The sequence below is a fragment of the Paraburkholderia sp. SIMBA_030 genome (genome assembly GCF_046535245.1).
Taxonomy (GTDB): domain Bacteria; phylum Pseudomonadota; class Gammaproteobacteria; order Burkholderiales; family Burkholderiaceae; genus Paraburkholderia.
Window position 1 is genome coordinate 144311 of the sequence record NZ_JAWRXB010000008.1, and the last position, 26403, is coordinate 170713.

The following is a 26403-nucleotide window of genomic DNA, read 5'->3' on the forward strand; positions in this document are numbered from 1 at the left end:
CCGCCAAGCCTCCTTCATTTTAGAAATTTGAGGATATAACTGCCGCTAGCTATTCATTTGACACCCAATCCGGAGGTCAAATGCGTAGCAGTTCCCCAGCAAACCCGTTCGATAACGAAGCGCCAAATGGCGCTGTGAACAAGCGCGGTCGCAATCCATTGCGGTCAGATATACGGAGAACTGCCGCCAGCCTGACCGCCCGCACGAAGGTTGAATGCGGTGTGCGCCACGGCACGCAAATTGTTCCGCCGCGGTGCGGCAGGTGGCCACTCAATGACGGTGACGTTCGCCGTCAGCGCGGCAGAGGTCGCTTACACCGTGAGACTGGACCGAAACTGGGACACTTACAGGGGTGCATATAAGGGCTGGGCTGCAAACGAAGACCATCACCTGTTGTGCGTGCCCGCCGATTGGAGGCGCCGCGTTTTCGCCCGAGGACTCGCGACCGCGGGCGGCATGATGACCCTCGACGCACACGTGCTCGAAGCAGCCGGTGACATTAGGCTCTTCGCTGCGACCTGGGCGAGCCAAGGCCGCGGCGATAACGTCAAGGTTAATCGCGGCTTCATCGCCGCAGCCGATGGCGAGCATTATCACGCTGAAACCATAGAAATGGCTCTTCGCGGCATCCAAAGAAAAGGAAAAGCTAACGCGCAGCAGCGCTCATACCCCGGAGATTATGAGTCGACGGTCGAGGATTTCGTCAGGCGTTACAAACGATTTGTCGGCACCGTGACGCTGGACGATGTCCGCATGACCGGCAGCTGCGAATACGGAATTCGTTCATGGTCTGAGCGAGTTGGACTTGACTATGAGTTTGGCGAGGCACCCGTCCAGGCAGTCCTCGATGCGTTCCACCGTTTCCCTCAGGTTGAGGTGCGCCGCGCCGTGATACATGCGGTGCGACGCGCACGCCGAAGCCGAGCGGAGCATGTTCGGCTCCGCACCACCTGAGAAGCTCCGGCACCTGCAAAAACACACGGAGCGACACTATGCAGTCCATAGCGCTGAATTTCCTTTGGGTCTTCATGAAGCACGTGAAGCGGTATATTCAAACGAGCCATTCCAACACCGGGTCTCTTCGCAAAACCAGTACGCTTATAATTTCTCCATCAACTTCGGCGTGCGCAAGCCCATTGAAAGCGAAAGGTCGAACGGCGTAAGCCGTATCCGGTCGACTTCGCCGCCCGGCAGGGAGAACTTCGCTGGCGAGCACGCGATGGTGCCACCCGAGCCCGGAGAGCCTGCCCAGCGCTGAAGCGCTCGACTTAACGGTGTCGGCCAAAGCGTACCTCAGTACCTCATACCTCCGCGCACAGCGGTGTCGTGGAGGTTTTTACGGCTAATCTGCAAACGGGTTGCCGGTGTCTTTCACTTCGGTGTTGAGGTTGTATTCCGCACGCACGGCCTTGAGCACGCCCTCGATGTCGCGCTCGAAGCCGACCGCGTTGCCGAAGTGAGTCATGGTCCAGTTGCAGCCTGTCTTGTCAGCCTCTTGCAGTTGCGGCCGCGGCACACGAATCTTCACGCCATCCTCGACGATTTCCGGTAGCCGATGGATTCGCCGGTTGACCTCCTGCTGTAGCTGCGAAGCATTGAGCGTCTTGCGTATCATCCAGGTCTCCTTCCGTTGCTCAAGCCAGTCTAACGCAAGTGAGGCGTTTCGCGACCTGGCGCTAAAACGCAAAGTTCCCTGAGAGGGAGCAGGTGCTTTGGTTCGTCGGGGTGCGTCAGTAAGTCAGTACGCGACAATCACGACGCCGCTGCCGCCAAGGCCACGACCACCGATGCGCGCACCGCCGTCCCCGCCACCACCGATGTTCGCCTGGCCAATCGCTATGCCGCAAGTCGATGCTCGTAATACGGCCGCTCCCTGTCATCAAGTATCGCGTACTGTGCCGCCAAGTCAGACGCGTCTGGATTGAGCCATCGGTCGATGTTTTCCGGCTTAATAGGGATGATGCACCGGTCGTGACCCGCTGCAGCAATCTCTGGGGGCAGCTCATCTGTTACCGCTACAGCCCACGTCTGTGCTCGCCCCGCCGCCCAAATGCCCAGGCAGCGACGCCGTCAGCTTGCAAAGCGAACCTCATGCAAGGGCTGTGACACGACCTTCAGACTCGGGCATTAGGCGGCAGCGGCATGCCCAGCAAGACGCGTCCGTAGAGCTCCGCAGAAGGATTCACCTGCATCAGAAAGTGTGATGCCATACTGTGCATGTCGCGGAAGTATCTTTCCACCGGGCCAAGAGGCATGAGACTGCCACCAAGATTGCGCACCAAGTCGTCAGCAGCGGCGAGCGCCATGTCACAGATAATGGCGCCATCCGTTCGATATCGCGCGCGTTGCTCGACTGAGAACTCCTTTCCTGCTTCAGCCCAGTCCCACATCTCATCGACGTCATGCATGAGCAGATTGAATGCCCCTTCAATCTTCGCCGCGGCTTTACCGAGCTCGGCCAGTGTGAAGCGGTCCTCGGTTTGCCGCGAGTTCAAGCCGGCAGGAATCCGTTTTCGCACAGTGTCGGCATGGAAGTCCAGCAAGCCGTGCGCCACGGACGCAATGGAGGCAGCGACAGACATGACAAACAGGCTTGTGTGCGCAATGCGATAGGAGATGGTCCCGGATGTCCTGCTCTGTCATGATTTCATTCCTTCAAGACTCTCGGTGACCACGCTCAGGGAGTGGGGTTCATGGCGGTTAGAAAAGTCTCACAGGCGATACATTGGACACGCTCTTTGCGCCGCCTCATGAGGAACGCAGCAGGTGGCAGGGGCTGCGCCCCCGTGTCGCGGGGTCAATTGAGCGAGCCGCGCTGTTGCTGGTCCTTCTCCTGCGATTCGAACAGCGCCTTGAAATTACCTTCGCCAAATCCGTCTTCTCCACGGCGTTCAATGATTTCGAAGAAGACCGGTCCAATCTGGCGCTTCGTGAAACGCTGGAGCAGAATCTTCTGCGGACCCTTGCCGTCGACCAGGATGCCGCGCTCAGCTAGGTGCTTGATGTCAAGGCCGTGCCCCGGAAGACGCCCATCGATTCCGTCGTAATAGTTCTGCGATGGCGCCACCATGAACTCGATGCCGGCAGCGCTGAGCTTTTGAATCGTCTCTTCGATATCGGACGTCAGCAGCGCGATGTGTTGAATCCCTTCGCCACCGTAGTCGCGGATGAATTCATCGTTCTGGTTGAGCACACCGGGTTGGTCATGGGCAGCAGCTGCCACCGGAATTGACACGCGGCCGCACGGACTCACCATTGAGCGCGAGCGCATTCCGGACATGTGACCCTTGACTTCGAGATACTGCTTCTCCGCAAAACCAAACGTGTCGCGGTAGAAGTTGGCCCACAAATCGAGGTTCTTGGGGTGGACAATATTCGACGTATGGTCGACGGCCAGGATATTGGCGTCACCTTCCCGTGTGTTTCGAGCTTCGACCGGAAGCGAGAAGATTTCACGGAAGTCGGTGTCAACGAAGTACACGAGACTATCTCCGATACTGAGAATCGTCGGAGTGTCGAGGACAAATTCCCCTTCCTTTTCGGTAAAGGCGCTAACCGCACCGCCGGCCAATGCCTGCTCGTGCGCAGCCTGCGCGTTGTTGACACGGATGCCAATCGCCCGTACCGACGCGCCATGCTGGGACTCGAACGCATTCGGATTCCCGTTGACGATGAACGCGGCTGCGCCCTGCGTCATCAGGAGCATGTCACTCCTCGATTTACCGCGGAGGCGGAAACCAAGGTGCTCGAAGAGCTCGACGAGCTCCATGGGTCGGGATGAGACGAACTCGACAAACGCGAATCCGTTAGTTTTCACTCGAATATTCATGGCACTAGGTAGCATTCCAAAATATATGTTCTGCATTAAGCCGGATGAAGCAAGGTCTCATTCAACAATTTGCCCGCGCCCGACTGGCTTATGCTTCCAGCTGCTTCCACATCTCGACGTCGCGCTCTGCCGTCCAGATTCTCGGCCCATCGAAGCCGGTGGCTTCGTCATAGGCGCGTGACACGTCGAACGGCATGCAATGGTCAAAGATGACCCAGTCGCTGTAACGCGGTTTCATGAAGTCATAGACTTCGCGATAGATGGTCTTAAGGTCCTTGCCATCCGCGACACCGCGGTTTACCGCACCATACAAATCCGCGAGGAAAGCACGTGTGCCAGCCAGACCCTGACGCACTTCAGCGGCGTTCTTAAGAGCCGGTCCGCGTCCCGGAACCATTTTTTCTGCCTTGAAGTTCGACAGTGCGTCGAGCGTCGTTGGCCACGCGCGGAAATAGGCGTCGCCACAGTAAGGAGTCGACTGGTATTCGACCAGGTCGCCAGCAAAGAGAATCTTCTGCTCCGGCAACCAGGCGATGGTGTCACCTTTGGTATGACCGCGACCGACTTGCAGAATCATCACCTCCAGATTTCCCAGGTTGACGGTCATTTCGCCTTTGAACGTCATCGTCGGCCATACGAGGCCGGGCGGAATCGATTCAGCGTTACGGAAAAGGCGAGGGAAACGGCCGATTTCGCTGGCCTTGTCCTGCTCACCACGTTCGACAATCAGGTCATACGTGTCGCGGCTCGCGAGAATTTCCTGAGCCTGGTATGCCGACGCGCCGAACACGCGAACAGCATGATAGTGCGACAGCAAAACGTACTTGACAGGCTTATCGGTGACTTCGCGGATGCGGCGAATTACGTCTTGCGCCATTACAGGAGTCGCCTGCGTATCGATGACCATCACAGCGTCATCACCAATGATGACGCCGGTGTTCGGGTCGCCTTCTGCAGTGTAGGCGTAGGCGTTGTCTGAGAGTTTCTCGAACGAGACGACCTTATCTTCGAGGTCGCCATGCGAGGCGAATGCTTTGCCCATTTGGCTGGTTTCCGTTCATAAGGATGAACAACCCGCTCCTGCGTGTTGTGCTCGAATGCGCAACACGGTGGCCTGTCCACATCGTGGAGCGGTGGTCAATGGAGTATCGGTTCTGGCGCTTGACGCGGCCGACGAATGTGCAACTTACTTGCGGGTCGCAGCGACGACCTTGATTTCGACGATTAGCTCGGGACGAGCCAGCGCGGCAATACCGAGAATGGTCCATGCCGGGAAATCCGAGCGAATGTATTGTTCCTTCACTTCGCGGAAAGTGGCAAGTTGCGAGCCGACGTCGACGTGATAGGAAACCAGCTCGACAACATCCGTGAAATCAAGGTCCATGTGCTTGAGCACAGCTTCGATACGCTTGAATGCAACGTCGATTTGGTCCTTCGGGTCCTCCGGAATCGACCCATCAGCACGCAGGCCGATTTGCCCGGCTATGAACACCAGCCCATTGGCCGTCACAGCCGGCGAGTATTGGAACAGGTCGAAAATGCGATTGCTTCCAAAGTTTGCGTCATCTTCAGGAAGACGCAGGCGCTCGATTTTGCTCATGGCAGTCCTTCAATCACTGGTGACCAATGATGCATATCGTCAGATTTCCGACCAGCTTTTTGTCAAGATTTCGTGATTCACTTGAGAAGTTGCCGATTGCATCAAGAAGCTTACGGGCCGATTCCGCGAAACGCTCACCGCGACCGGTCAGCGAGAACCCACTGCGCCCGCGCTCGCAGAGACGAAATCCTAATCGAGTTTCCAAAGTAGTCAATTGAGCACTGATTGCCGGTTGACTAACATTCAAGGTCACCTGCGCAGCGGTGACGCCACGCGCATCCACGACGGCCAAGAATGTTCGAATCAAGCGCAGGTCAAGGTCCGAGATGTTCGATATCATGATTCTGGTTAATCTCTTACCGGGTATGGCTGTCGCATTCTATTCGAGACACGTGCTCTGAGTGCGCCAGAGGCTCATCCAGTCGACGGCGACGGGTCAGCGTGCCCGCTTCGTGAAACGTTCTCGCAATCCCATCGTCATCCGCAAGACCGCGCGCCGCCGGTCGCAAACAAACCCCCTACGGACGTTAATTAAGGGCTTCTCCTGATTGATACCTAGCGCAAATTCGTAGGTACACCTTGCCAAGTCATTTTCCGAGCAATGCGAAGTTTCAATGATGTCGACGAGCAGGTTCACGATGGGTGAGTAACACGGTAGACGACACATGAAGCCTCCGGGAGAATACCTCAGCTGTTAAGTGTGGATTTAGCGAAATCCGGCTTCTAGGACTCTGACTTTTCTCTGTCCACTTGCCTCAGTACAATCTACCCGACCAATAAACATGCTATCGCTAGATTACGCACATTATTTAACCTTTCTCCGACCAGAGCCAGCTCTCACGACGCCCGGAATTCGTTCTTTTGTGCTCAAATTTTGACACAGCGTTCGTGCGCTCGGGTGGTCACCGGTGCGCCGAATGCGCAGTGAAACAGCGCTATCCGCAGAGGTCTCGCGCAAGGGTCCGAGAGAAACGAATCTTTCGCGAAGACGCGACAGTCGCACCTTGCTACGAGCTTTTTCACTGCTTCCTTACCGATTGGTCGCGAGGCTTGGCAGCGCGCTGGGTGCAGCCTTGTATGCGTTTCCAAGCCACCGCAAACATGTGGTCCTGGTCAACCTGCGCCTCTGTTTCCCCGAGAAGACCGAGCGCGAATACGATGATCTCGCGAGGAACCACTTCCGTCACGTGGCGCGCAGCTATCTCGAGCGAGGCATTCAATGGTTCGGTAGCGCGCAATCGCTGAAAAATCTCGTCGAGATCGACAGCAAAATTGATCTTTACGACAAGGATGCTCCGCCTACCATTTTTATGGGCTTTCACTTCGTGGCCATTGAGGTTGGCTGCATCCTTTTCTCGACGCGCCTACCGGCCGCCTCCTTGTATACCCGCATGTCCAACACACGCTTGTGCTACCTCGCCAGGCAACAACGCGGCAGGTTTGGCGCTGAGATGATTGAGCGCTCAACGAGCGCCAGAAAGATCGTAGGACTACTGCGCTCAGGCAAACCAGTCATGCTCGCGGCGGACATGGATCACGGCATTGATAACTCTGTTTTTGTCCCATTCTTTGGCGTTCCCGCTTGCACGCTCACTTCCGTCTCGCGACTTGCAAGACTGGGGCACGCGCGCGTTGTACCGTTCGTGACTGAGGTGCTGCCGGATTACCGAGGATATAAGTTGACAGTTTTCGAACCGCTCGCCGATTTGCCATCCGGAAGCGACGCGGTTGACGCGCGTCGCATGAATGCGTTTCTTGAGGCGCAGATTCTGAAATATCCGGAGCAGTATTACTGGGTGCATCGACGCTTTAAGCATCGTCCACCGGGAACGGCAGGGGTGTATTGAGCAGGTCGTTTTGACAGCGAACGACCGAAGCTGGCTGACCGCTGCCGCATCTATCTGGCCGCAGTCAACCCAAGGCAGCCATACTGGCGCATACATCGGAATGTCCCTTATTCGCTCTTGTGAAAAGTTTTGGATCAGCGAACTTAGGCCCCCCGAGACGCCCTGGAGTGCCGTCATGTTGGCGCTGCGAAACTGCCGTCTTCGATCAGAAAGGCCGTTGAGCCGGGTCGATCACGGCACCGATTGCAAGGGGTCTCGCTGGGGGGCATCCACTACGGGTAACGTGAAATAGAGCGTCGCGCCTTGATCCGGATTGTTTTCAGCCCATAGCCGCCCGCCATGCATCTCGATAATGGTGCGGCTGATCGACAATCCGAGGCCTAGGCCTTTGGGCTTCGAGGTAACAAACGGGTTGAAGATTAGCGCGAGCTGGTCGCTGGGCAGGCCGTCCCCGCGGTCGCGCACCGCGACGCGCACTGCTCGCGGGCTCTGAAGCGTGATGGACACGGCCACCCTGCGATCGCTCGCCGGACGACCGTCCATCGCGTCGAACGCATTGAGCAAGAGATTGAGCATGACCTGCTGCAACTGCACCTTGTCGCCGTACACCGTGGCCGGATTGGCATTGTAGTCAACTGACATGCGCATACCGCGCGCGATCGCGTCATTTTGCAACAGCTGTAACGCGTCGCGGATCACAGCGACCGGATCGAGCGGCTCGATTTCCCGCTCGCCTTTCTTGAGGAACGCGCGAATCCGCTGGATTACATCGCTCGCGCGGTTGGTCTCCTGAACAACGTCTTTCAGTATCTCGCGCACTTCGGCCAGGTCGACCGGATCCGTTGCCATAAACCGCTGGGCGGCCTGCGTGTTGCTCAGAATCGCGGTAAGGGGCTGATTCAGTTCATGCGCGAGCGATACTGTTAGTTGACCGATCGTCGATACGCGCCTCAAATGGGCCAGTTCCTGCCGGTTTCGGTAAAGTTCATACCGCTCGGTTCTGTCGATGATGACCGCGAGCACAGTCTCTTCATCTCCGGATCGAACCGTCTTGAGTCCGGCCTCGACCGGGAACTCGGTTCCGTCCTTGCGCCGCGCGAACAGATCGCGAGGAGCCGGCACTACGGAAGCGTGTGCCATGCGTGAGATCTCGGGTTCCGGCGTGGCCCTCCTGTCGCTTAGCAGTTGCGAAACGAGCATAGTCGCAGGCTGTCCGCTCAGTTCGTCACGTCGATAGCCGAAGAGCGTTTCGGTCTGCGCGTTGACCAGCACAATCCGGCCGTGTTGATCAACCATAAGAATGGCAACTGGCAGGAATTCCAGAGCGCTCCGGAATTTTTCCTCGGCCTCCTTGCGGTCGGTGATGTCGACGCATGAACCAACATAGCCGAGAAACGTACCGTCGACGTCCTCCTGCGGCACGCCGGTATCGAGGATCCAGCGATATACGCCATCCCGTCTTCGCAGACGGTATTCCATCGTGAAATCCTTGCGCGCGTCAAACGATGAGACGTAAACGCTGAGGCAGCGTTCGAAATCGTCCGGGTGCACACCCTCTGACCACCCGTTGCCCATCTCCTGCTCCAACGTGCGACCCGTAAAATCCAGCCACCGCTTGTTGAAAAACGTACACAGCCGAGCCGTATCCGACATCCAGATCATCACCGGAGCCGCGCCCATCATCGTCCGGAAGCGCGTTTCGCTTTCCCGCATGGATTTTTCCTCTCGCGCGGCTTGTCGCGCTTGACGGGCCGGCACCCACGATACAGGCCCCTGGTGCGTAACTAACCTGATTCTGCGCCAATTATGCAACAATCGGTCCTTGCAATTATGCAAGGACCGCAGACAACAAAAACGGGGCGAAAGTGACTCCGTCGTAGTCGTGAAAGAGGCATGAAAAATGTATCGCGTGCTTACTTCACCGACTCCCGATCAGACGCGAAACGACGGCTGCCTGGATTCGACCTATGAGAAGCTTTGCATAACGCCGAAGAGCGGTCGTTCACACTGGGATCGGTGACCCTCTCTTCATGGCCGAAGAACAGCCTTTACGAACCGGGTCCAACGCGAACCTCGATCGCAGATCGCAGCAGCTATGCGAAAGACATAGACCGACCCTCTCCGGACCTTGAAACCGGCGTCGCCTCTACGGCTGCTTTGAGGTGGCGGATTCAACGGGGGATGCAATAGTTTGCTGGAATCGTTCGGCTGGCAAATCGTTGCCCACAACTCTTATTCGCGGTTTCAGAAAAACCGTTCACATTGTGTCAAGCGAAACGTTTGGGGTCGCCCGAGGCCCTGGCGAGGTGCCGCGATCGGCGTGGCTTCCCTGCTCGCGTCCGGACGCCGTCAGCCTTTGACATTCCGGAATCCATCGAGGTGCCATCGTGGAAACACGGCGTCCCTGACCTGTTGGACCAAGGTCTCATTGACCGGCGGGAAGTTCAGGTGTCGTATTGTTTCGGCAACGTTCAGCTGTTCGTCACCTCGTCCACGCCAGCGGAACTCTTCCCATGACCGGTGGGTTCGTTTGCGGTAGCAATCTGGCCTCAACCCGCGGAATCAGACAGTATTGGTACGGCAGATCAACCCACCTGCTGGCAGTGCTGGCCCTCCGATGTCGCGGGTGTTGGCAGAGGCGACGGTGTCGTCCGGGCGCCGGTGCAGTTCGTGCATGCAAGACAGGTGGTTTGGGACGTTTCAGCGGCGCGGGCCTGAGCACCGACGGGACATCAAGACGAGGGCCGGAGGAAGCGACCGTGGGGTAACCGCAGCCGTGCGCACGCCCGGTCGGGAGGCCTCCTTTGCATGCCACCTGGCGAACCGCGAAGACCTTTGGTCTCCCGCTGCAATATGGATCGAAGGGAGAGAGCGAACATGGACTGGAATCGCTGGTATAGCTTGAAGAGCTACCTGAGATCTTCGCTGTGGACTGTGCCGCTCATCGCAGTAGCGATCTATGCCGTGGTAAAACCTCTGACTGAAATGCTGGGAAGGTGGATGATCAGGCAAGCGATCCTTGATCCGAAAACCGGTTTTCTTGGACTGTCCATGACTGGGGCGCGGTCGTTACTTGGTGACATCGTTTCCGCAGACCTGGCGTTTCTGGTGTTTACGTTCGGTTCGCTGCTCGTCGCAATCCAGGTCGCTGGCGGGCAGTACACCCCGCGGATCATCGCGACGACACTGCTGCGCGATAACATCATCCGTGGCATCTCGGGATTGTTCGTTTTCACAATGCTGTTCGCCGATAGAACACTGAGCTGGATGGGTGAGAATGAAGTACACCAGCTTCAGGTGTTCATTGCAGCGCTATTCGGATTCGCTTCCGTCGTCGCGTTCCTTTTCCTGATTGACTACGCCGCGAAATCTCTGCGTCCCGTAAGCCTCGTAGCAGGCGTTGGGAAGCACGGGATGGCGGTCATAGAGAGCGTGTATCCCGCTCCGACTACGGGTGCAAGTACCTCGCCGGAACGTGACAAGGAGCGAGGCGTACCTGATCGCATTGTTCGTCACCGCGGCAAATCTGGCATCGTTCTGGCCGTGAATCTGGAAAGGCTGGTGGCCAAGGCGCGGCGCACTAACTCAATCATCGAATTTGTACCGCAAGTGGGTGATTTCGTCGCTGTGGGCGAACCCTTATTTTATTTGTACGGGAATTCTGGCGCAATTGATGAGAGGAGGCTCCGCACCCTGGTCGCTTTCGGGACGGAACGCACGATGGAGCAGGACCCTATGTTCGCGTTTCGGATCCTGGTCGATATTGCGCTGAAAGCGCTGTCGGCGGCGATCAACGATCCGACCACGGCCGTGCTTGCAGTCGACCAGGTGCACCGACTCTTGCGTGTGGTAGGCAAACGGTCTCTGCACATCGAAGAGATTGTGGATGGGTCAGGGCGGGTGCGGGTGATCTTGCGGACGCCCAATTGGGAAGACTTCGTGCATATCAGTTTTCGCGAAATACGACAGTACGGCGCGGGCAGCATTCAGATTGCGCGACGTCTACGCGCGGCCATAGAGAATCTCGTCCAGTGCCTTCCGGAACATCGTCATGACGCGTTGTGCGTCGAACTGGCACTGCTCGATCGCGCGATCGCCTCGACGCACCCTTTTCCCGAGGACCTGGCGTTGGCCCGCATCCCCGACTCGCAAGGGCTCGGAGGTTCGGCAGGCTCGACAGCAAACGACTAGCCCTTTCGGAGGCAAACCGTGGACAAACTCATAATGGGGATTGTCGAATTCCGCGAGAAAATGCTGCCGCAATACGCGCAGCAGTTCAGCAGACTGGCGCTCGCGCAGACGCCCGATGCGCTCTTCATCACCTGCTCGGACAGCCGGGTTGTGCCGGACCTGCTTGCCTCCACCCATCCGGGCGATCTGTTCACGATGCGCAACGTCGGCAACTTGATTCCACCGGCGACTGCCGATGGAGTCTCTACCGGCGACCTTTCAGAGGCAAGCGCGATCGAGTACGCAGTGCTGGTATTGAAAGTCGCGAACATTGTCGTGTGCGGGCATTCCGAGTGCGGCGCGATGAAAGCCGTGTATACGCGCAACGCCAAGCTGAAAGCGCCGAACCTCGACAAATGGCTGTACCACGCGAACAATGCAGCGTTTCGCCTCGAAAACGAAGGTCCGCTCAATGACCGGCTGAAACCGCACGATCAATTGTCGCAACTCAACGTACTTGTGCAGCTTGAGCATCTGATGACATACCCGATCGTTCACCAGCAGGTCACTGCGGGTGCACTGGTGTTGAGCGGCTGGTGGTTCGACATCGCGACTGGCGACATGTATGCCTATGAGCGTACGAGCCGCTCATTCGCAGTCATCGACCGTGCGATGGCTGATCGGATGATTGCGCGCCTTGCTGCGCGGGCGCCGTGAAGACGCATGAAGCCCGTCTACACAATTGCCATCCCGGGTCGATGGGCTATCCGTGGCGAGAATGGTCGAGCGGTGAGGGCTGATCGGAAACGCGACTGAAATGTTCTGCGCACGAAGGACCGCTGTAGGTGGCGGAGCCGACATTCGAATGGCCCCGTGAAGGCTCGGACCGATGTCCGGACATGGCCGATCGAGATCGTTCGGCAGCACGCTCATCCGTAACTGGAAGAACCACATCGGCCAGCGCCTGAATACGCTCGGAGTACCTGCTCAAGAACGGCAAGCTCTGGAGCGAATCGAAAGAAGAAGCAAAGCCTGCACTCGACGCAGCGAACCCGGAAACCAGCAGCCCAACGGAAAGCGCGGCGTTCGTGGCAGTCCTGCTCCACCCCATGGACTGCTCCATCGGCACTACCAGCAGGGAGAACGAGTAGTAGACGGAGCCCCATGAGACGAGTTGCGCCAGCGCCAAGGCCCATGTAACCAGTCGGTCCTGGCTGTCTGCCGGCGCTTTGTCTCCGCTGACGTTCTCGGTTCGACTCGACAGTGTGCTCATCTATCCGGCCTTTCCACTTCATTGTTGGGTTGCGGGCGCCGCCCAAGGGTGCACATACGCACCAATTATTTCACATTTCCAGAATACCGGAAATGTTATAGAATGCAAACGTCGAGCGAGGTGTTTCTTTCGAAAACACCTCGGGACTTGGTTTTGAACAGGGTCAATATCTCCATATAATTGGAAATATCAAATTGCAGGAACGCAACATGACAGTGCATGCAATCACCGGCGACGACGGCTTCCCTGCCGCGAAACCGGATTTTTTCGACACAGATATTGCCGCGCGCCTCGGCATGGAGGGGCAGCCGCCCGTCCGGATACTCCTGCTCTATGGCTCGCTGCGCGAGCGGTCGTACTCGCGGTTGCTCGTCGAAGAAGCCGCGCGCCTGCTGCAGACGCTCGGTGCAGAAACACGGATTTTCGACCCGCGTGGTCTGCCGCACGCCGACGATGTCGATGTGAAGAATCATCCGAAAGTGAAAGAGCTGCTTGAACTGTCCCTTTGGTCTGAAGGGCACGTCTGGTGCAGCCCGGAGCGTCACGGCACCATCACCGGCCTGATAAAGACACAGATTGACCATCTACCGCTGGTCAGCGGCGGTATCCGGCCGACGCAGGGGCGCACGCTTGCCGTCATGCAGGTGAGCGGCGGCTCGCAGTCGTTCAACTCCGTCAATCAACTGCGTCAGCTCGGACGATGGATGCGCATGTTCACCATCCCCAACCAGTCGTCTGTTGCCAAGGCCTTTGAGGAGTTCGAAGAGGACGGCCGGATGAAGCCTTCGTCCTACTACGACCGGCTGGTCGACGTGATGGAGGAACTCGTGAAGTTCACGCTGCTACTGCGCGGCCGTGCCGGGTATCTCGTAAACCGGTACAGCGAACGCGTGCAGGAGGACCGTCGGCTCGACCCTGCGACCGACCTCGCTTCCCGTGCAATCGCCGACTATTCCGTGAAGGAAGAGAAGGCGGGCAACCAATAAAGGTCTGCGATGGCAACTCTGGATTCGAAGCTGGCAGTCAAGGCGCTCGCGGCGCTTGCACACGAGACCCGTCTCGCGGTCTTTCGCCTTCTGGTGACCGCGGGCCGGTCGGGTATGAGTCCGGGTGCCATCGCTGAAAAACTGGGGCTCCCTGCGCCGACGCTGTCATTCCACCTGAAGGAACTCGCACACGCAGGGCTCATTGAGGGCAAGAGCCAGGGCCGGTTCATCATCTACTGCGCCAGCTATGACCACATGCAGACGCTCATGGATTTCCTGATGGAAAACTGCTGCGCGGCGGAGCAAGCAGAGCAATGCGGCTGCGCGACCAACGAAACGGAGGCCTAAATGAAGCGATTTCACGTGCACGTTGTTGTCCCGCAGCTCGACGAAAGCGTGCGTTTCTATAGCAGCATGTTCGGCGCGGAGCCTTCAGTGCTCAAGGGCGATTACGCGAAGTGGATGTTCGAGGACCCGCGCATGAATTTCGCCATCTCAGCGCGCGGCGGTGAAACGGGCGTCAATCACCTCGGCTTTCAGGTTGACAGCGACGATGAACTGGCCGCTTTGCGCGCACAGGTCGTGGCGGGAAGCGTCACCGTCGAGGACCAACCCGGCGCGCAGTGCTGCTACGCATCCTCGAACAAGTACTGGACGCAGGACCCGGCGGGCGTGCCGTGGGAGACGTACCACACGCTTGGCGGCATTCCCATGTTCGGGGCGGACAGCCGACAAGCCGCTTCTGAAGCGGGCGGAGCCTGTTGCGCCCCGGCGGCGACCATTCCGGCTGCAATTGAGAAAAAGGTCGGCTGCTGCTGAATCTGCGCCCTCAAAGCAAACGGCCGCCAAGGCGGCCGTCGCAGTCGGAACATTCTTCCCGCTTCGCCCGGGATTTACTCCAGGTGGAACCTGTTGCCCGCGGGCGCTGTGCTGGCGCATCCGATGGTGCAGCTTATAGAGCGGGTTGCCGGCATCGAACCGCAGTTATGCGGGTACCGGCTTGCACTTCACTTTCTTCCTCGGCTTGCAGTCGGCAGACTCCACGCCCTGACAGCAATTGTCGGTGAGGAAGCCGACGAGGTCGTTCATCTGTTCAATCTCAGGCGCGTAATAGACGAATCGGCCCTCCTGGCGTGACGTCACAAGCCCGGCATGCGTCAGTTCTTTCAGATGGAAAGACAGCGTCGCACTCGCCAGTTCCAGTTGCTCCTGAATGACGCCAACGCTCAACCCCTCCGGGCCGGCGGTCACAAGCAATCGAAAAATACCGAGGCGCGTCGGTTGGGCCAACGCGGACAGGGCTTTAATAGCGTCTTTTTCCTTCATGATGCGCAAGTCATAGGAATAAGCCGATGATTCTAACGCTATTGAGATGTCAGCGGAGCGACAGTTCATTTTTGTGCGTTGCCGCCTGCACGAGATCGTGCAGCACCTCCGACTCAACTGCGGTCGCGCCTTCGACGTTGCAAGCCTGCAGCGCGAGGTAACCTGCGTGCCTTATATTGACGGCCAGTAGTTCGGCAATCGCCGGCCCGTCTTCCACAATTAGAATGCTGGCAGGCACCTCATTTCCCTCTACTGCTACGACACCATCCACTAGACGTCGAACGAACTGCTTGTGCATACTGGGTACCCTCAGTCGACCATCATTTCTATACAACAAGATATATAGATACTTTCGGAATGCTAAGTATAGTTCGTGACGTTCGAGTGACAAGGCCGAGTCATCGTGAAATTTCTATGACCACGCAAAAAAACCGACTTTTTAGGAAGCCTCATCTGCTCTGCAAGAGCTTGTCACGGCAGTACATTTCCATTATATTGGAGATGTGGATATATATTTCGCCGTCGACGGCAGCGTCTGCTGGAGAATCCTGTGACCGAACATCAAAAATACAACGTGCTCTTCCTCTGCACTGGAAACTCCGCCCGCAGCGTGATGGCGGAGGCGCTTCTTGCTACGTTGGGACAAGGTCGCTTCCAGACCTTCAGTGCCGGCAGTCGTCCGACCGGAAAGGTCAATCCTTTCGCAATTGAGCAGGTTGCAAAAACGGGTTATGCCTTGTCAAATCTCCGCAGCAAGTCGTGGGATGAGTTTGCCAGGCCGGATGCCCCTCTCATGGACTTTATCGTCACTGTATGTGACCAGGCTGCTGGCGAGGTATGTCCGCTCTGGCCGGGACATCCGTCGTCAGCGCACTGGGGTTTCTACGACCCCGCTGCTATGGAGGGCACGGATGAAACAAAGCGCGCTGCATTCGAACAGGTCTTTCAGCAGATAAAGCATCGGGTCGAGGCGTTCCTTGAGGTACCGCTCGAGAGACTGGACGAAGCAGCGATTCGCGCAGAGTTGCAATGGGTCGGTCGCATCGATGTCACGGCGATTGGTACGACCTCGTAACAGCCACGAAGCTCTACCATCCAAAAATTCGCGTGGGGTTCAACATGAACGATAAGGTCTATAACGTGCTGTTCCTCTGCACCGGGAATTCGGCACGCAGCGTGCTCGCGGAGGCGCAGTTGAATTTTTTGGGCGGCGGCCGATTCAAGGCCTATTCTGCCGGCAGTCACCCAAAACCAGAGGTCAATCCGTTCACATTGGAACTCCTCACCCGGATGAAGTTGCCCACCGAGGGACTTCGGACGAAGTCCTGGGACGAGTTCGCCGCACCTGACGCGCCGGCGATGGACTTCGTGTTTACCGTATGCGACCAGGCGGCGGCAGAGCAGTGTCCTGTCTGGCCGGGACAGCCGATTACCGCGCATTGGGGTGTTCCTGACCCGGCCGCAGTACAGGGCTCGGACGAGGACAAAAGACGTGCCTTCAAGGATGCTGCCGCGTCGCTGCGCAAGCGGATCGAACTCTTGAAAAGCCTGCCGATGGCGTCCCTTGAGCGACTTGCGTTACAAAAGGAAGTGACCGCGATTGGGAAGACGCCGCTATGAGGTTACGACAGGCCATCGGTGCCGAGTTCGTCGGCTCCGCAATGCTCCTCGCAACCGTCGTGGGCTCCGGCATCATGGGAGAACGACTTGCCGGCGGCAACGTGGCAATCGCGCTCCTCGCCAACACCATCGCGACCGGGGCAGGTCTGGTCGCGCTCATCGCTACGTTTATCAGCGTCTCGGGCGCGCACTTCAACCCGTTGGTGACGCTCGCCGAGGTCTGCCTTGGCAAACTGCGTTGGAAGCACGCCGTAGCCTATATAGCAGCACAAGCCATCGGCGCTATTGCCGGAGTCATAGCCGCTCACGGGATGTTTGATCTGCCGTTGATAGAAGCATCGCGGCACGTTCGCACCGGTCCATCGCAATGGTGGAGCGAAGTCGTTGCCTCGTTCGGTTTGCTCACGGTCATTCTTAACGTCGCAAAACGACGCATGGAATTTATTCCGGTGGCGGTAGGCGGCTATATCACAGCAGCTTACTGGTTTACGGCTTCGACCTCGTTCGCCAACCCAACAGTCGCTATCGCACGTTCGCTCACGGACACCTTCGCGGGTATCCGGCCTGTCGACGCACCAGGATTCATCGTCAGTGAACTGGTGGGCGGCGCACTCGCAGTCCTCCTGTTCCGCTGGATGGAGCGTCCGCATGACCCGCCGGGAAGCGTGCCTAAAGAGGTCGACAAGGAAGGCACCCGTGACGACACCGGACGTCTGCGTGAAGAGACCGCTGAGCAGATTGACGATGCCGAATTCCGTGGCGCGCAGAGGCGCTAATGCCAACAGAAGGTTAAAGCGAACGTTCTTTCACCCTGGCGATTTGCCGGTCGTTAGAGGGTCGGCAAGCGTTCGAATCTGTCAAAGCGGGGAAACGGCGGCTCCACTTCGGTGACTTCAAGCTCGTCCACCAGCGCAGCGGACATGCCCTCGCTGAGCCAGGTGCACATGGCTGCGAGCTGCTCTGGCGAGCCTTGCAGCATCGCCTCGACCGAACCGTCCATGCGGTTACGGACCCAGCCAGTGGCGCCCAGTGCGTTAGCGCGGCGTACGCAGGCTTCCCGGTAGCCGATTCCCTGCACGTCGCCACGTACCCGCACCAGCCGGGTTTCAAGCATCCCATCATCGTCGTCAGGTTCCATGTGCGCGGTCTCGCAGAGTGTTGACGCAGTTCTCGCACCTCAATGCAGCGGCTCGGCTGCAATCGCATGCTTGCGCATCTTTTCCCACAAGCTCTTCCTGGAAATGCCAAGAGCGTGAGCGGTTTCGGATATGCGGCCCTGGTGCTGCAACAACGCTGCGCGAATGAACGCGCTTTCGCAGGCAGCCATATAGCCGTCAAGCGGCGCGTCCATATCCAGTGGCGCTGCGGCCTGAGAGCCGTCTTCCTCGAAAATATCGGACGAAAACAGCATGTTGCGGGAGCACACGATGCATGCACGCTCAAGACGATTCTGGAGCTCCCGCACGTTGCCGGGCCAGCGGTAGGTCGCGAGTCGAGCTTCTGCCGATGGGTGAAAAAGTTTCGTCGGTTCGCCAAGCCGGCTCGCGATATCGCGCACGAAACGGTGGGCAAGCCATAGAACGTCGTCGGGCCGGTCGCGAAGTGCCGGCACGCGTAGCTGCAGGATGTTGATACGGTAAAACAGGTCTTCCCGAAACGTCCCGACCCGGACTAGCTCGGCGAGGTCCCGATTCGTCGCGCAGATCAGCTGAAAGTTGGTTGCGACCTCTCTTTCGCCGCCTACTCTCGTGATGCACCGCTCCTGCAATGCACGCAGCAGCTTCACCTGCATCGACAACGGCAAATCACGTATCTCGTCGAGAAAGAGCGTGCCGCCATCCGCCCGCTCGAAGTACCCCTTCTTCACCCGCTCCGCGCCAGTGAACGCGCCTCTCTCGTGGCCGAAAAATTCGGATTCGAGAAGCGTCTCCGGAACGGCGCCACAGTTGACCGCGACAAACGGGAAAGCAACGCCCGGGGCGTGTCTATGAATGAACCGGGCCAATACTTCCTTGCCCACACCCGACTCGCCGGTAATCAGAATCGATTTGGCGCGACCCGCGATTCGCGGCACCAGGTCTGCGAGACGTCGCATGGCTCCGGAGACGCCGAGCTCGCTCTGTGCAGGCATGGCATGGTCCGGTATGCCTGTCCCCGTGAGGAGTCTGACCTTATCGACCAGCGCGCCAAAGTCGAACGGTTTCGTGATGTAGTCCGCAGCGCCGCTCTTCAGCAGAGACGCTGCTGTGTCGACTGATGCGTAGGCCGTGATGAAGACAAATGGCGGAACCGATGCGTGCGCGGCCATCGAACGTGAAAACAGGTCCTCACCTGAAATGTCGGGGAGCCGGATATCGCTGATGACGGCCTGATACGGCCGGTTCTGCAGGGCATCCAGGGCGGATTCGCCATCGGTATGCCAGTCCACGTCGAAGCCTTCGAGACGGAAGCGGTCGGCCAACGATTCCCCCATGATGGGGTCGTCCTCGACGACACAGATGAGGGTTGTCGACATGATGCTTTCCTGCTTCATGGAGAAGTCACCGGTAACAGCACGGCAAAGCACGTTCGACCCGGTGCGCTATCGACTGAAATTGTGCCACCGTTCAGTTGATGCTAACGACTACACGAGCAAGATTCAAGCGAGGAGGAGACCATGTCTGAACTAAAAATCCGGCGCCGCACATTCCTGAAACTCGGCGGCGGCTCAATTGCCGCGACCGCTGCGTCCGCACTGGTGCCAAAGGTGGCAACTGCCGCGAACCCGGTCGACACGAGCAGGACGAAACTCCCGTATCCAAGGAAGCCCGTGACACAGGTCGGACGAATGGCGCTCAACACGCCAGTCTCGTTCATCTATCCGTATACCGCTTCTCCATGCACGGCTCTCAAGCTGGGCAGCCGCGTTCCTGGCGGCGTCGGCCCGGATGGCGACATCGTTGCGTATAGCGCGATGTGCACGCACATGGGCTGCCCTGTCGCGTACGAGCCGACGACGAAGGTTTTCAAATGTCCTTGCCACTTCAGCATGTTCGATGCGGAGAAGGCCGGACAGATGATTGCCGGACAGGCCACCGAAAATCTGCACCGGGTCAGGCTGCACTACGACGAAAAGACAGGCACCATGTCCGCTGTGGGCATGGAAGGCCTGATATACGGCCGTCAGGCCAACGTTCTTTGAGTGCGAGGAGCTGAAAATGGCTACGGACAAGGACCGCATTGCGCTACCGCCGGTCACGGCCCAGCGAACCAATATGACCTGCCACTTCTGCATCGTTGGATGCGGATATCACGTGTACAAGTGGCCGGAAGACCAGGAAGGCGGTCGCGCGCCGAACCAGAACGCGCTCGGCGTCGATTTTCGCAAGCAGTTGCCACCGCTCACGCTGGTGATGACCCCCGCGATGGAGAATGTCGTCACCGACCGCGACGGTTCGCGCCACACCATCATGATTGTTCCGGACAAGAGTTGCGTCGTGAATAGCGGCTTGAGTTCGACGCGTGGCGGCAAGATGGCGACGTACATGTATACGGCGGACGGAATCACCCAGGAGCGCCTGCGGCATCCGCGCGTCTACGTGAGTGACCAGTGGGTCGATACGACGTGGGACCAGGCGATGGCGCTCTATGCCGGCCTGATGAAGAAGGTACTCGACAAGGACGGCCCGAACGGCATTGTCTTTTCTGCTTTCGACCATGGTGGTGCAGGTGGCGGATTCGAGAACACGTGGGGTTCCGGCAAACTGATGTTCACTGCGCTGCAGACCCCGATGGTTCGCATCCACAACCGCCCGGCGTACAACTCGGAATGTCATGCCACTCGTGAGATGAGCGTCGGCGAGCTGAACAATTCGTATGAGGATGCCGAGCTGGCCGATGTCATCTGGTCCATCGGCGCGAACTCGTACGAAACGCAGACGAACTATTTCCTGAATCATTGGGTGCCTAACCTGCAGGGGGGACGCTCGACAAGAAACGGAAATGGTTCCCAGGTGAAGCATTTCCAAAGACGAAAGTGGTATTCGTCGACCCGAGACGCACCCCGACCGTAGCAATCGCCGAGCAGGTGGCCGGGAAGGACAACGTGCTGCATCTGGACATCCAGCCGGGCACGGACATCGCCTTGTTCAACGGCCTTTTCACCTATGTGGTCCAGCAGGGATGGATTGACAAGGAGTTCATTGCCGCCCATACGAATGGGTTTGACGCTGCCGTCCAGGCCAACAAGCTGTCACTTGACGAGTGCAGCAAAATCACGGGCGTCCCTGTTGAAAAAATCAGGACTGCAGCGCAATGGTCGTACAAACCGAAAGGTGCGGGGCAGTTTCCGAGGACGATGCATACCTACGAAAAGGGCATCATCTGGGGCAACGACAATTATCTGATTCAGTCGTCGCTACTGGACATTGCTCTGGCCGCTCACAATGTCGGCCGGCGCGGCACAGGTTGCGTGCGGATGGGCGGACACCAGGAGGGATACACGAGACCTCCATACCCCGCAACACGAAGATATACATCGACCAGGAACTCATCCACGGCAAGGGACGGATGATGACGTGGTGGGCGTGCAACAACTTCCAGACGAGCAACAACGCGCAGCAACTGCGCGAGGTGGTCCTGCGCCGCTCGCAAATCGTCAAGGATGCGATGCACGGTGCACGCGGTGCGAGCATGGAGCAGATGGTCGACGTGATTTATGACGCAACCGGCAAGGGTGGTCTGTTCTGTTCGTGACGAACATCAACATCTATCCGACGAAACTGCAGGAAGCAGCGCATCTCATGCTGCCCGCAACCCACCCCGGAGAGATGAATCTGACTTCGATGAACGGCGAGCGCCGCATGCGCCTGTCCGAACGGTTCATGGACCCGCCTGGAACTGCGATGCCAGACTGTCTCATCGCAGCAAGCGTCGCCAGCACGCTGCGCGATATGTACCGCAAGGATGGCAACACGAAGATGGCCTCGCGGTTTGACGGCTTCGACCGGAAGACCGAGGAGGACGCGTTTAACGACGGATTCCGCCGTGCCGGCCAACCGGGCGTGGAAAAGATAGATAGCCAGGGCGGCAGTACCGGAAACCTGGTCACCTACGAACGGCTACGCATCATGGCCAACAACGGCGTGCAGTTGCCGGCAAAGGCGTGGGAAGGAGGCAAGCTGGTCGGTACCGAAATGATGTACATGGACGGCAAATTCGACACACCGGACGGCAAGGCCCAATTCAAGCCTTCGCCGTGGCCCGGTCTGCCGAAGACAGTCGCGGACCAGAAGGGGAAATACCGCTTCTGGATTAACAACGGCCGCACCAACGAAGTGTGGCAAACGGTGTACCACGACCAGTACAACGAATTCGTCCGTTCCCGGGACCCGATGGCCTACATCGAAATCAACCCAGCCGACGCGCAGGAGCTCGGAATAGGTGCCGGCGATATCGTTGAGGTCTACAACGATTTCGGGTCGACGTACGCGATGGCGTATCCTGTCGCCGAACAGAAGCATGACCAGACCTTCATGGTGTTCGGTCACATCAACGGCATCCAGGACAACGTCACGACCACATGGACGGACCGCAACATCATTCCCTACTACAAGGGCACATGGGCAAACATCCGTCGAGTCGGGTCGATGGAAGATTATAGGCAAACGGTCAGCTTCAAGAGTCGCCGTTTTACATAGGCGACGACGGCCGGCGCATTGCCGGCCGTATTCTCTCTTTCTGAGTCGGCGCCGTTCATCGGCGGCTGATGCCGCGCCTATGGCCGCTTCGCCGTCCATCACGGATGAGAACAATCCAGAGTTGTCCGCTCGCGCGGTTGTATTTCCCTACTTCGCGCGACGCCCGTGTTCATCGATAACAATCTCTCCGTCCTCTTTCGTGAATGGCACGTTCTGGGCCTCCGGCAGGATGTCAAGAACGACCTCGGACGGCCGGCACAACCGAACGCCATGCGGAGTCTCCACGAAAGGACGATTGATGAGTATTGGGTGCTCTAACATTGCATCCAGAAGCTGGTCGTCGCTAAGCAAGGGGTCATCCAGACCAAGTTCCGCGTAAGGCGTACCTTTCTGCCGCAATGTTTCGCGCACGCCGAGGCCGGACCTGGCGATAAGCTCCACCAGTCGTTCACGTGTCGGTGGTGTCTTCAGGTATTCAATGATGGTCGGTTCGATACCGGCATTGCGAATCATGGCCAGCGTGTTCCGCGAGGTGCCGCATTCCGGATTGTGGTAAATCGTGACGCTCATGGAGCTGAGTCCTCAAGAGAAGTTAAAGTTGCGAGCTACTCGAGCCCGCTTGAGGTCACGCAGTAGCAGTAAGTGAACTGTTGAATTGAACCCGCCGGCGTCTGATGAAGCTCCGTCAGATGTTTCACGAGTTCGAAGCGGGCGCCGAATTCATCGTGTAGAGCATCAGGGTCATATCGAACAACCTCGAGACCGCTGCAGTTGGTTGGACCTTCAGGACCAAAGGTCGCAACGATGACGTGGCCGCCGGGCCTAACGGCATTCGCGACTTGCCGCACGTATCCCGCACGCTCATTGGCATCGGTCAGGAAATGAAAGACAGCTCTGTCGTGCCACACGTCATATTCGTGCTGTACGAAAGGAAACTTCGTCACATCACCACACAACCAGTCTACGTCTGCCGATTTGCCTCCAAGACGCGCTCTTGCCACGGCCAACGCCGTCGAGGAAATATCAAGAACCGATGGCTTTTGATATCCGTGCGTCAGCAGGTCATCGACCAACGTAGACTCGCCGCCGCCGACATCGATGACGCGAGCGTCCCGATTAGGGGCAGCCCCTTCGATGAGTTGAAGTGAAAACTCCAGGTGGGGCCGATACCAGCTGACCTCGGTCGGCTGCTTCGTTTGATAAACCGTTTCCCAGTGAGCTTCCGATTTCACGATTTTCCCTTGTGCTGTCCTGTTTCGTCATATTAACTGAGGTACCCGCGTTGCGTGATTGTTCAAACTGCCCGTCGTGCAGACTCGCTCCCCGTCGGCGTGCCAGCATTCGGAAAGGCGGACGATTCTGCGCGCGCCATGAAGGCATGCCACGGCCGAAATCGAGAGCAAAAAATATTTTTGCCTGACCCGCTGCCGGGTCGAACGCGCTGCCGGCTTTCCAAACTGCAACTTCAAGGAGGTTTCTTGATGACGTTCCGTACCACCGCGGCTACCGCTTCCGCCGTCATTCTCTTCGCCGCGTCTTCGCTCGCCGCTCACGCCGAGACAGCGCCCGACGGCCAGTGGCGCGCCAATCCGACCACACTCTCCACGCTTTTGCAGGACGGCTACAAGATCGTCGCGGTGCTCAACAGTGCGCATGGCAGCGCCGGCTCCACCGACACTATTTTTGTCCAGCGCGACCAGAGCGCATTCAAATGCATCGACCCGTCGCAAGCCGAGGCCAAAACGAAGGCGGCATGTTTCGAACTGGTCCAGCCGTCGGGCGCCGCGTCTGAGCCGAAATAAACAGCGGACTTCGCCGCTGCGATCGATCGTCGTGTGCCGTGAAAAAAGAGCTAGCCCGCGTTAGCTCCCTCGCTATGTCCTGATTCGCGCCCCCGGCACGCGACTGCTGATTGCGTAACGCAAGCAGCGCACCCCCGCGCTCAACGATCGATCAACCGGCTCAGGTTTCCACGCACCCGCTGCAACAGCGCGATCAACTGTTTCGTCTCGTCGTCGCTGAACCCGTTCAGTGCTTCCAGCGCGACTTCGTCCCCTACTTTGCGCGCCTTGCCGAACGTACGCTCGGCCTTCGGCGTCACGCGCACCTGGCGCTCGCGGCGATCCTGCGGATTGGCCGAGCGCTCGATCCAGCCGCCCTCTTCCATCCGGTCCAGCAAGCGGCCTGCCGAGATCGGCGCGACTTCGAGCAGGTCCGCGAGGCGCGCCTGATTGATGTCGCCGTAATGCGCGAGGTAGGCCAGCGCGCGGCACTGCGCGCGCGTCAGATCGACCGACGACTTCGCGAGATCGTCGAACCGCTTGCCCGTCAGGCGGCCGACGTCGGAAATCAGAAAGCCGAAGCGCTCTTCGAGTTGGGTTTTCATGCGGCGATTATACGAAAGCCTTTCATTTGCCGAAGCCGAATCGGATGTCCGGCAGGCTCCGTGGAGATCCTGGTGGGCGCACGTTGGTGCAGTCGATATACTAAGCATGCTTACTATATCGACGACCCATTCAAACATGCCCTCCGAATCCCCGCCAGCGAGCGCTGCCGCCCCGCTCAACCGGCCGATGCTTACGATCGCGATCATGCTCGCGACGCTGATCCAGACGCTCGATAGCACGATCGCCAACGTCGCGCTCCCGCACATGCAAGGCACGCTGTCCGCGTCGCAGGATGAGATCACGTGGGTGCTGACCTCGTACATCGTCGCCGCCGCGATCGCCACGCCGTTGACCGGCTGGCTGTCCGACCGGTTGAGCGTCAGGCGTCTGCTGATCATTTCGATCGGCGGTTTTACGGTGGCGTCGGCGCTGTGCGGGCTGTCGGAAACGCTCACGCAAATCGTCGCGTCGCGTTTGCTGCAGGGGATTTTCGGCGCGTCGCTGGTGCCGCTGTCGCAATCGATCCTGCTCGACATCAACCCGCGCGAAAAGCAAGGCCAGGCGATGGCCGTGTGGGGCATGGGCGTGATGGTCGGACCGATTCTCGGGCCGACGCTCGGCGGCTGGCTTACCGATAGCTACAACTGGCGCTGGGTGTTTTTCATCAACGTCCCGATCGGTGCGTTCGCGCTGTTCGGCGTCGCGACCTTCCTGCCGGCGCAAGAATCGAAGCACGACGTGAAGTTCGATGCGTTCGGCTTTGCCACGCTGGGTCTCGCAATCGGCGCATTTCAGGCGATGCTCGACCGGGGCGAACAACTTGACTGGTTCGGCTCGCACGAGATCCTCATCGAGGCATTGATCGCGGCGATCAGCTTCGCGTTCTTCCTCGCGCACACGGCGACAGTCGGCAAAACATCGTTCTTCAAATATGAATTGCTGAAGGACCCAAACTTCGCCACCGGCACGTTCTTCATCTTCGTGATCGGCGCGGTGATGTACGCGACGCGCGCGTTGCTGCCGCCGATGTTGCAAAACCTGATGAACTACCCGGTTGCGACCACCGGCCTCGTCACTGCGCCAAGCGGCGCGGGCACGATGATCGCGATGCTGTTGGCCGGGCGGCTATTGAGACGAATCGACGCGCGGCTCTTGTTGCTGGCGGGCTTTCTGATCTCCGCGTTCGCACTCTGGCAGATGATGCATTACACGATCGTGCTGTCGGCGTCGGACATCGTCTGGCCGGGCGTGATTCAGGGCTTTGGCCTCGGCCTCGTGTTCGTGCCGCTGAGCGCGCTGACCTTCTCGACGCTGAGGCCCGAACTGCGCGCGGACGGCACCGCGACGTATAGCCTGATGCGCAACATCGGCAGCAGTATCGGCATTTCGATCGTGCAGACGCTGATGACGCGCAACACGCAGGTCTCGCACGCGGACCTCGCCGCCAACGTCACTGTTTTCAATCCGGCGATCCAGCCGATGCTCAACAGCGGTTCGAACTACGACCTCGCGGCATTGAACGTGTCGATCACGCAGCAGGCGTCGATGATTGCTTATCTGAACGACTTCAAGCTGATGTTCATGGCGACGCTGCTGGTGATTCCACTGCTGTTGCTGATCCGGCCCGCGCGTAAGGCACCGGATGCATCGCTCGCGCATGCGGCGATGGATTGATCCGCAGACCGCC

General features: G+C 58.5%; 26 protein-coding genes and 5 pseudogenes. 15 read left to right on the forward strand and 16 right to left on the reverse strand.

Annotated elements, in window-relative coordinates; all coding sequences use genetic code 11:
• The first annotated feature begins 273 nt into the window (after window positions 1-273).
• Window positions 274-954 carry a hypothetical protein gene (locus SB772_RS15575; protein WP_410834137.1) on the forward strand — a complete coding sequence of 227 codons (681 nt, stop codon included), beginning with the start codon at window positions 274-276 and terminating at the stop codon, window positions 952-954.
• Complete coding sequence (locus SB772_RS15580) at window positions 932-1258, forward strand: hypothetical protein (protein WP_410834138.1); 327 nt, start codon at window positions 932-934, stop codon at window positions 1256-1258. Before SB772_RS15575 ends, SB772_RS15580 begins: the two co-directional genes overlap by 23 nt.
• Before the next feature lie 84 nt (window positions 1259-1342).
• Here the strand turns inward: SB772_RS15580 and SB772_RS15585 are convergent, their stop codons facing one another.
• The 7 genes and pseudogenes from SB772_RS15585 to SB772_RS15615 all read right to left on the reverse strand — a co-directional run.
• Window positions 1343-1615 carry a hypothetical protein gene (locus tag SB772_RS15585; protein WP_410834139.1) on the reverse strand — a complete coding sequence of 91 codons (273 nt, stop codon included), beginning with the start codon at window positions 1613-1615 and terminating at the stop codon, window positions 1343-1345.
• A 221-nt stretch (window positions 1616-1836) separates the two neighbouring features.
• Window positions 1837-2016 (reverse strand): annotated as a pseudogene (locus SB772_RS15590) (hypothetical protein); the annotation flags it as partial.
• A gap of 98 nt (window positions 2017-2114) precedes the next feature.
• Window positions 2115-2582, reverse strand: coding sequence for a hypothetical protein (locus tag SB772_RS15595; protein WP_410834140.1), 468 nt, complete (start codon window positions 2580-2582; stop codon window positions 2115-2117).
• 215 nt (window positions 2583-2797) lie between these two features.
• Window positions 2798-3865 carry a 4-hydroxyphenylpyruvate dioxygenase family protein gene (locus tag SB772_RS15600; protein WP_410834141.1) on the reverse strand — a complete coding sequence of 356 codons (1068 nt, stop codon included), beginning with the start codon at window positions 3863-3865 and terminating at the stop codon, window positions 2798-2800.
• Window positions 3866-3917: 52 nt separating this feature from the next.
• A complete protein-coding gene (locus tag SB772_RS15605) occupies window positions 3918-4871 on the reverse strand; it encodes an MBL fold metallo-hydrolase (protein ID WP_410834142.1) in 954 nt (317 codons plus the stop codon).
• A gap of 144 nt (window positions 4872-5015) precedes the next feature.
• The gene (locus SB772_RS15610) at window positions 5016-5429 is read right to left on the reverse strand and encodes a RidA family protein (RefSeq protein WP_410834143.1); all 414 of its coding nucleotides are present in this window, start codon (window positions 5427-5429) and stop codon (window positions 5016-5018) included.
• 19 nt (window positions 5430-5448) lie between these two features.
• Window positions 5449-5769: pseudogene (locus SB772_RS15615) on the reverse strand (LysR family transcriptional regulator); the annotation flags it as partial.
• 577 nt (window positions 5770-6346) lie between these two features.
• Between SB772_RS15615 and SB772_RS15620 the strand changes: the two are divergent.
• A complete protein-coding gene (locus SB772_RS15620) occupies window positions 6347-7276 on the forward strand; it encodes a lipid A biosynthesis lauroyl acyltransferase (RefSeq protein ID WP_410834144.1) in 930 nt (309 codons plus the stop codon).
• A gap of 231 nt (window positions 7277-7507) precedes the next feature.
• On the opposite strand, the gene SB772_RS15625 is transcribed toward SB772_RS15620, so the two are convergent.
• On the reverse strand, window positions 7508-8989 hold the full coding sequence (locus SB772_RS15625; RefSeq protein ID WP_410834145.1) for a PAS domain S-box protein: 1482 nt from the start codon (window positions 8987-8989) through the stop codon (window positions 7508-7510).
• Window positions 8990-10153: 1164 nt separating this feature from the next.
• Between SB772_RS15625 and SB772_RS15630 the strand changes: the two genes are divergently transcribed.
• Window positions 10154-11467 carry a DUF2254 domain-containing protein gene (locus tag SB772_RS15630; protein ID WP_410834146.1) on the forward strand — a complete coding sequence of 438 codons (1314 nt, stop codon included), beginning with the start codon at window positions 10154-10156 and terminating at the stop codon, window positions 11465-11467.
• A gap of 18 nt (window positions 11468-11485) precedes the next feature.
• A complete protein-coding gene (locus SB772_RS15635; RefSeq protein WP_410834147.1) occupies window positions 11486-12163 on the forward strand; it encodes a carbonic anhydrase in 678 nt (225 codons plus the stop codon).
• A 313-nt stretch (window positions 12164-12476) separates the two neighbouring features.
• Here the strand turns inward: SB772_RS15635 and SB772_RS15640 are convergent.
• A pseudogene (locus SB772_RS15640) lies at window positions 12477-12719 on the reverse strand (MFS transporter); the annotation flags it as partial.
• Window positions 12720-12928: 209 nt separating this feature from the next.
• Between SB772_RS15640 and arsH the strand changes: the two are divergent.
• From arsH to SB772_RS15655, 3 genes are read left to right on the forward strand one after another with little or no spacing between them, the layout of a single operon-like run.
• A complete protein-coding gene (arsH, locus tag SB772_RS15645) occupies window positions 12929-13705 on the forward strand; it encodes an arsenical resistance protein ArsH (RefSeq protein WP_410834321.1) in 777 nt (258 codons plus the stop codon).
• Window positions 13706-13714: 9 nt separating this feature from the next.
• On the forward strand, window positions 13715-14053 hold the full coding sequence (locus SB772_RS15650) for an ArsR/SmtB family transcription factor (RefSeq protein WP_410834148.1): 339 nt from the start codon (window positions 13715-13717) through the stop codon (window positions 14051-14053).
• Window positions 14054-14524 carry an ArsI/CadI family heavy metal resistance metalloenzyme gene (locus tag SB772_RS15655; RefSeq protein ID WP_410834149.1) on the forward strand — a complete coding sequence of 157 codons (471 nt, stop codon included), beginning with the start codon at window positions 14054-14056 and terminating at the stop codon, window positions 14522-14524.
• Between the two features lie 165 nt (window positions 14525-14689).
• Here SB772_RS15655 and SB772_RS15660 read toward each other — a convergent pair whose 3' ends face one another.
• Both SB772_RS15660 and SB772_RS15665 read right to left on the reverse strand, forming a co-directional pair.
• A complete protein-coding gene (locus SB772_RS15660; protein ID WP_315697086.1) occupies window positions 14690-15031 on the reverse strand; it encodes a metalloregulator ArsR/SmtB family transcription factor in 342 nt (113 codons plus the stop codon).
• Between the two features lie 88 nt (window positions 15032-15119).
• Window positions 15120-15269: pseudogene (locus SB772_RS15665) on the reverse strand (DNA-binding response regulator); the annotation flags it as partial.
• A 312-nt stretch (window positions 15270-15581) separates the two neighbouring features.
• On the opposite strand from SB772_RS15665, the gene SB772_RS15670 reads away from it, so the two are divergent.
• From SB772_RS15670 to SB772_RS15680, 3 genes are read left to right on the forward strand one after another with little or no spacing between them, the layout of a single operon-like run.
• A complete protein-coding gene (locus tag SB772_RS15670) occupies window positions 15582-16106 on the forward strand; it encodes an arsenate reductase ArsC (protein WP_410834150.1) in 525 nt (174 codons plus the stop codon).
• A 44-nt stretch (window positions 16107-16150) separates the two neighbouring features.
• The gene (locus SB772_RS15675; protein WP_410834151.1) at window positions 16151-16651 is read left to right on the forward strand and encodes an arsenate reductase ArsC; all 501 of its coding nucleotides are present in this window, start codon (window positions 16151-16153) and stop codon (window positions 16649-16651) included.
• A gap of 41 nt (window positions 16652-16692) precedes the next feature.
• A complete protein-coding gene (locus SB772_RS15680; RefSeq protein WP_410834152.1) occupies window positions 16693-17427 on the forward strand; it encodes an aquaporin in 735 nt (244 codons plus the stop codon).
• Between the two features lie 53 nt (window positions 17428-17480).
• On the opposite strand, the gene SB772_RS15685 is transcribed toward SB772_RS15680, so the two are convergent.
• Entirely contained in the window at window positions 17481-17789 is a 309-nt protein-coding gene (locus SB772_RS15685; RefSeq protein WP_410834153.1) for an acylphosphatase, read from the reverse strand.
• Between the two features lie 39 nt (window positions 17790-17828).
• Entirely contained in the window at window positions 17829-19166 is a 1338-nt protein-coding gene (locus tag SB772_RS15690; RefSeq protein WP_410834154.1) for a sigma-54-dependent transcriptional regulator, read from the reverse strand.
• A 141-nt stretch (window positions 19167-19307) separates the two neighbouring features.
• On the opposite strand from SB772_RS15690, the gene SB772_RS15695 reads away from it, so the two are divergent.
• Together SB772_RS15695 and SB772_RS15700 are read left to right on the forward strand one after the other, a co-directional pair.
• Complete coding sequence (locus SB772_RS15695) at window positions 19308-19832, forward strand: arsenate reductase (azurin) small subunit (protein WP_410834155.1); 525 nt, start codon at window positions 19308-19310, stop codon at window positions 19830-19832.
• 16 nt (window positions 19833-19848) lie between these two features.
• Window positions 19849-22329, forward strand: a pseudogene (locus SB772_RS15700) (arsenate reductase (azurin) large subunit).
• A gap of 147 nt (window positions 22330-22476) precedes the next feature.
• Here SB772_RS15700 and arsC read toward each other — a convergent pair.
• Complete coding sequence (gene arsC / locus SB772_RS15705) at window positions 22477-22899, reverse strand: arsenate reductase (glutaredoxin) (protein ID WP_410834156.1); 423 nt, start codon at window positions 22897-22899, stop codon at window positions 22477-22479.
• 35 nt (window positions 22900-22934) lie between these two features.
• The gene (locus SB772_RS15710; protein WP_410834157.1) at window positions 22935-23561 is read right to left on the reverse strand and encodes a class I SAM-dependent methyltransferase; all 627 of its coding nucleotides are present in this window, start codon (window positions 23559-23561) and stop codon (window positions 22935-22937) included.
• A gap of 249 nt (window positions 23562-23810) precedes the next feature.
• Here SB772_RS15710 and SB772_RS15715 point away from each other — a divergent pair, with 249 nt between their 5' ends.
• Window positions 23811-24131 (forward strand): hypothetical protein, encoded by a 321-nt coding sequence (locus tag SB772_RS15715; RefSeq protein ID WP_410834158.1) that lies wholly within the window; start codon window positions 23811-23813, stop codon window positions 24129-24131.
• A 140-nt stretch (window positions 24132-24271) separates the two neighbouring features.
• Here SB772_RS15715 and SB772_RS15720 read toward each other — a convergent pair whose 3' ends face one another.
• A complete protein-coding gene (locus SB772_RS15720; protein WP_410834159.1) occupies window positions 24272-24715 on the reverse strand; it encodes a MarR family winged helix-turn-helix transcriptional regulator in 444 nt (147 codons plus the stop codon).
• Window positions 24716-24851: 136 nt separating this feature from the next.
• Here SB772_RS15720 and SB772_RS15725 point away from each other — a divergent pair, with 136 nt between their 5' ends.
• The gene (locus tag SB772_RS15725) at window positions 24852-26390 is read left to right on the forward strand and encodes a DHA2 family efflux MFS transporter permease subunit (RefSeq protein ID WP_410834160.1); all 1539 of its coding nucleotides are present in this window, start codon (window positions 24852-24854) and stop codon (window positions 26388-26390) included.
• Window positions 26391-26403 lie beyond the last annotated feature (13 nt).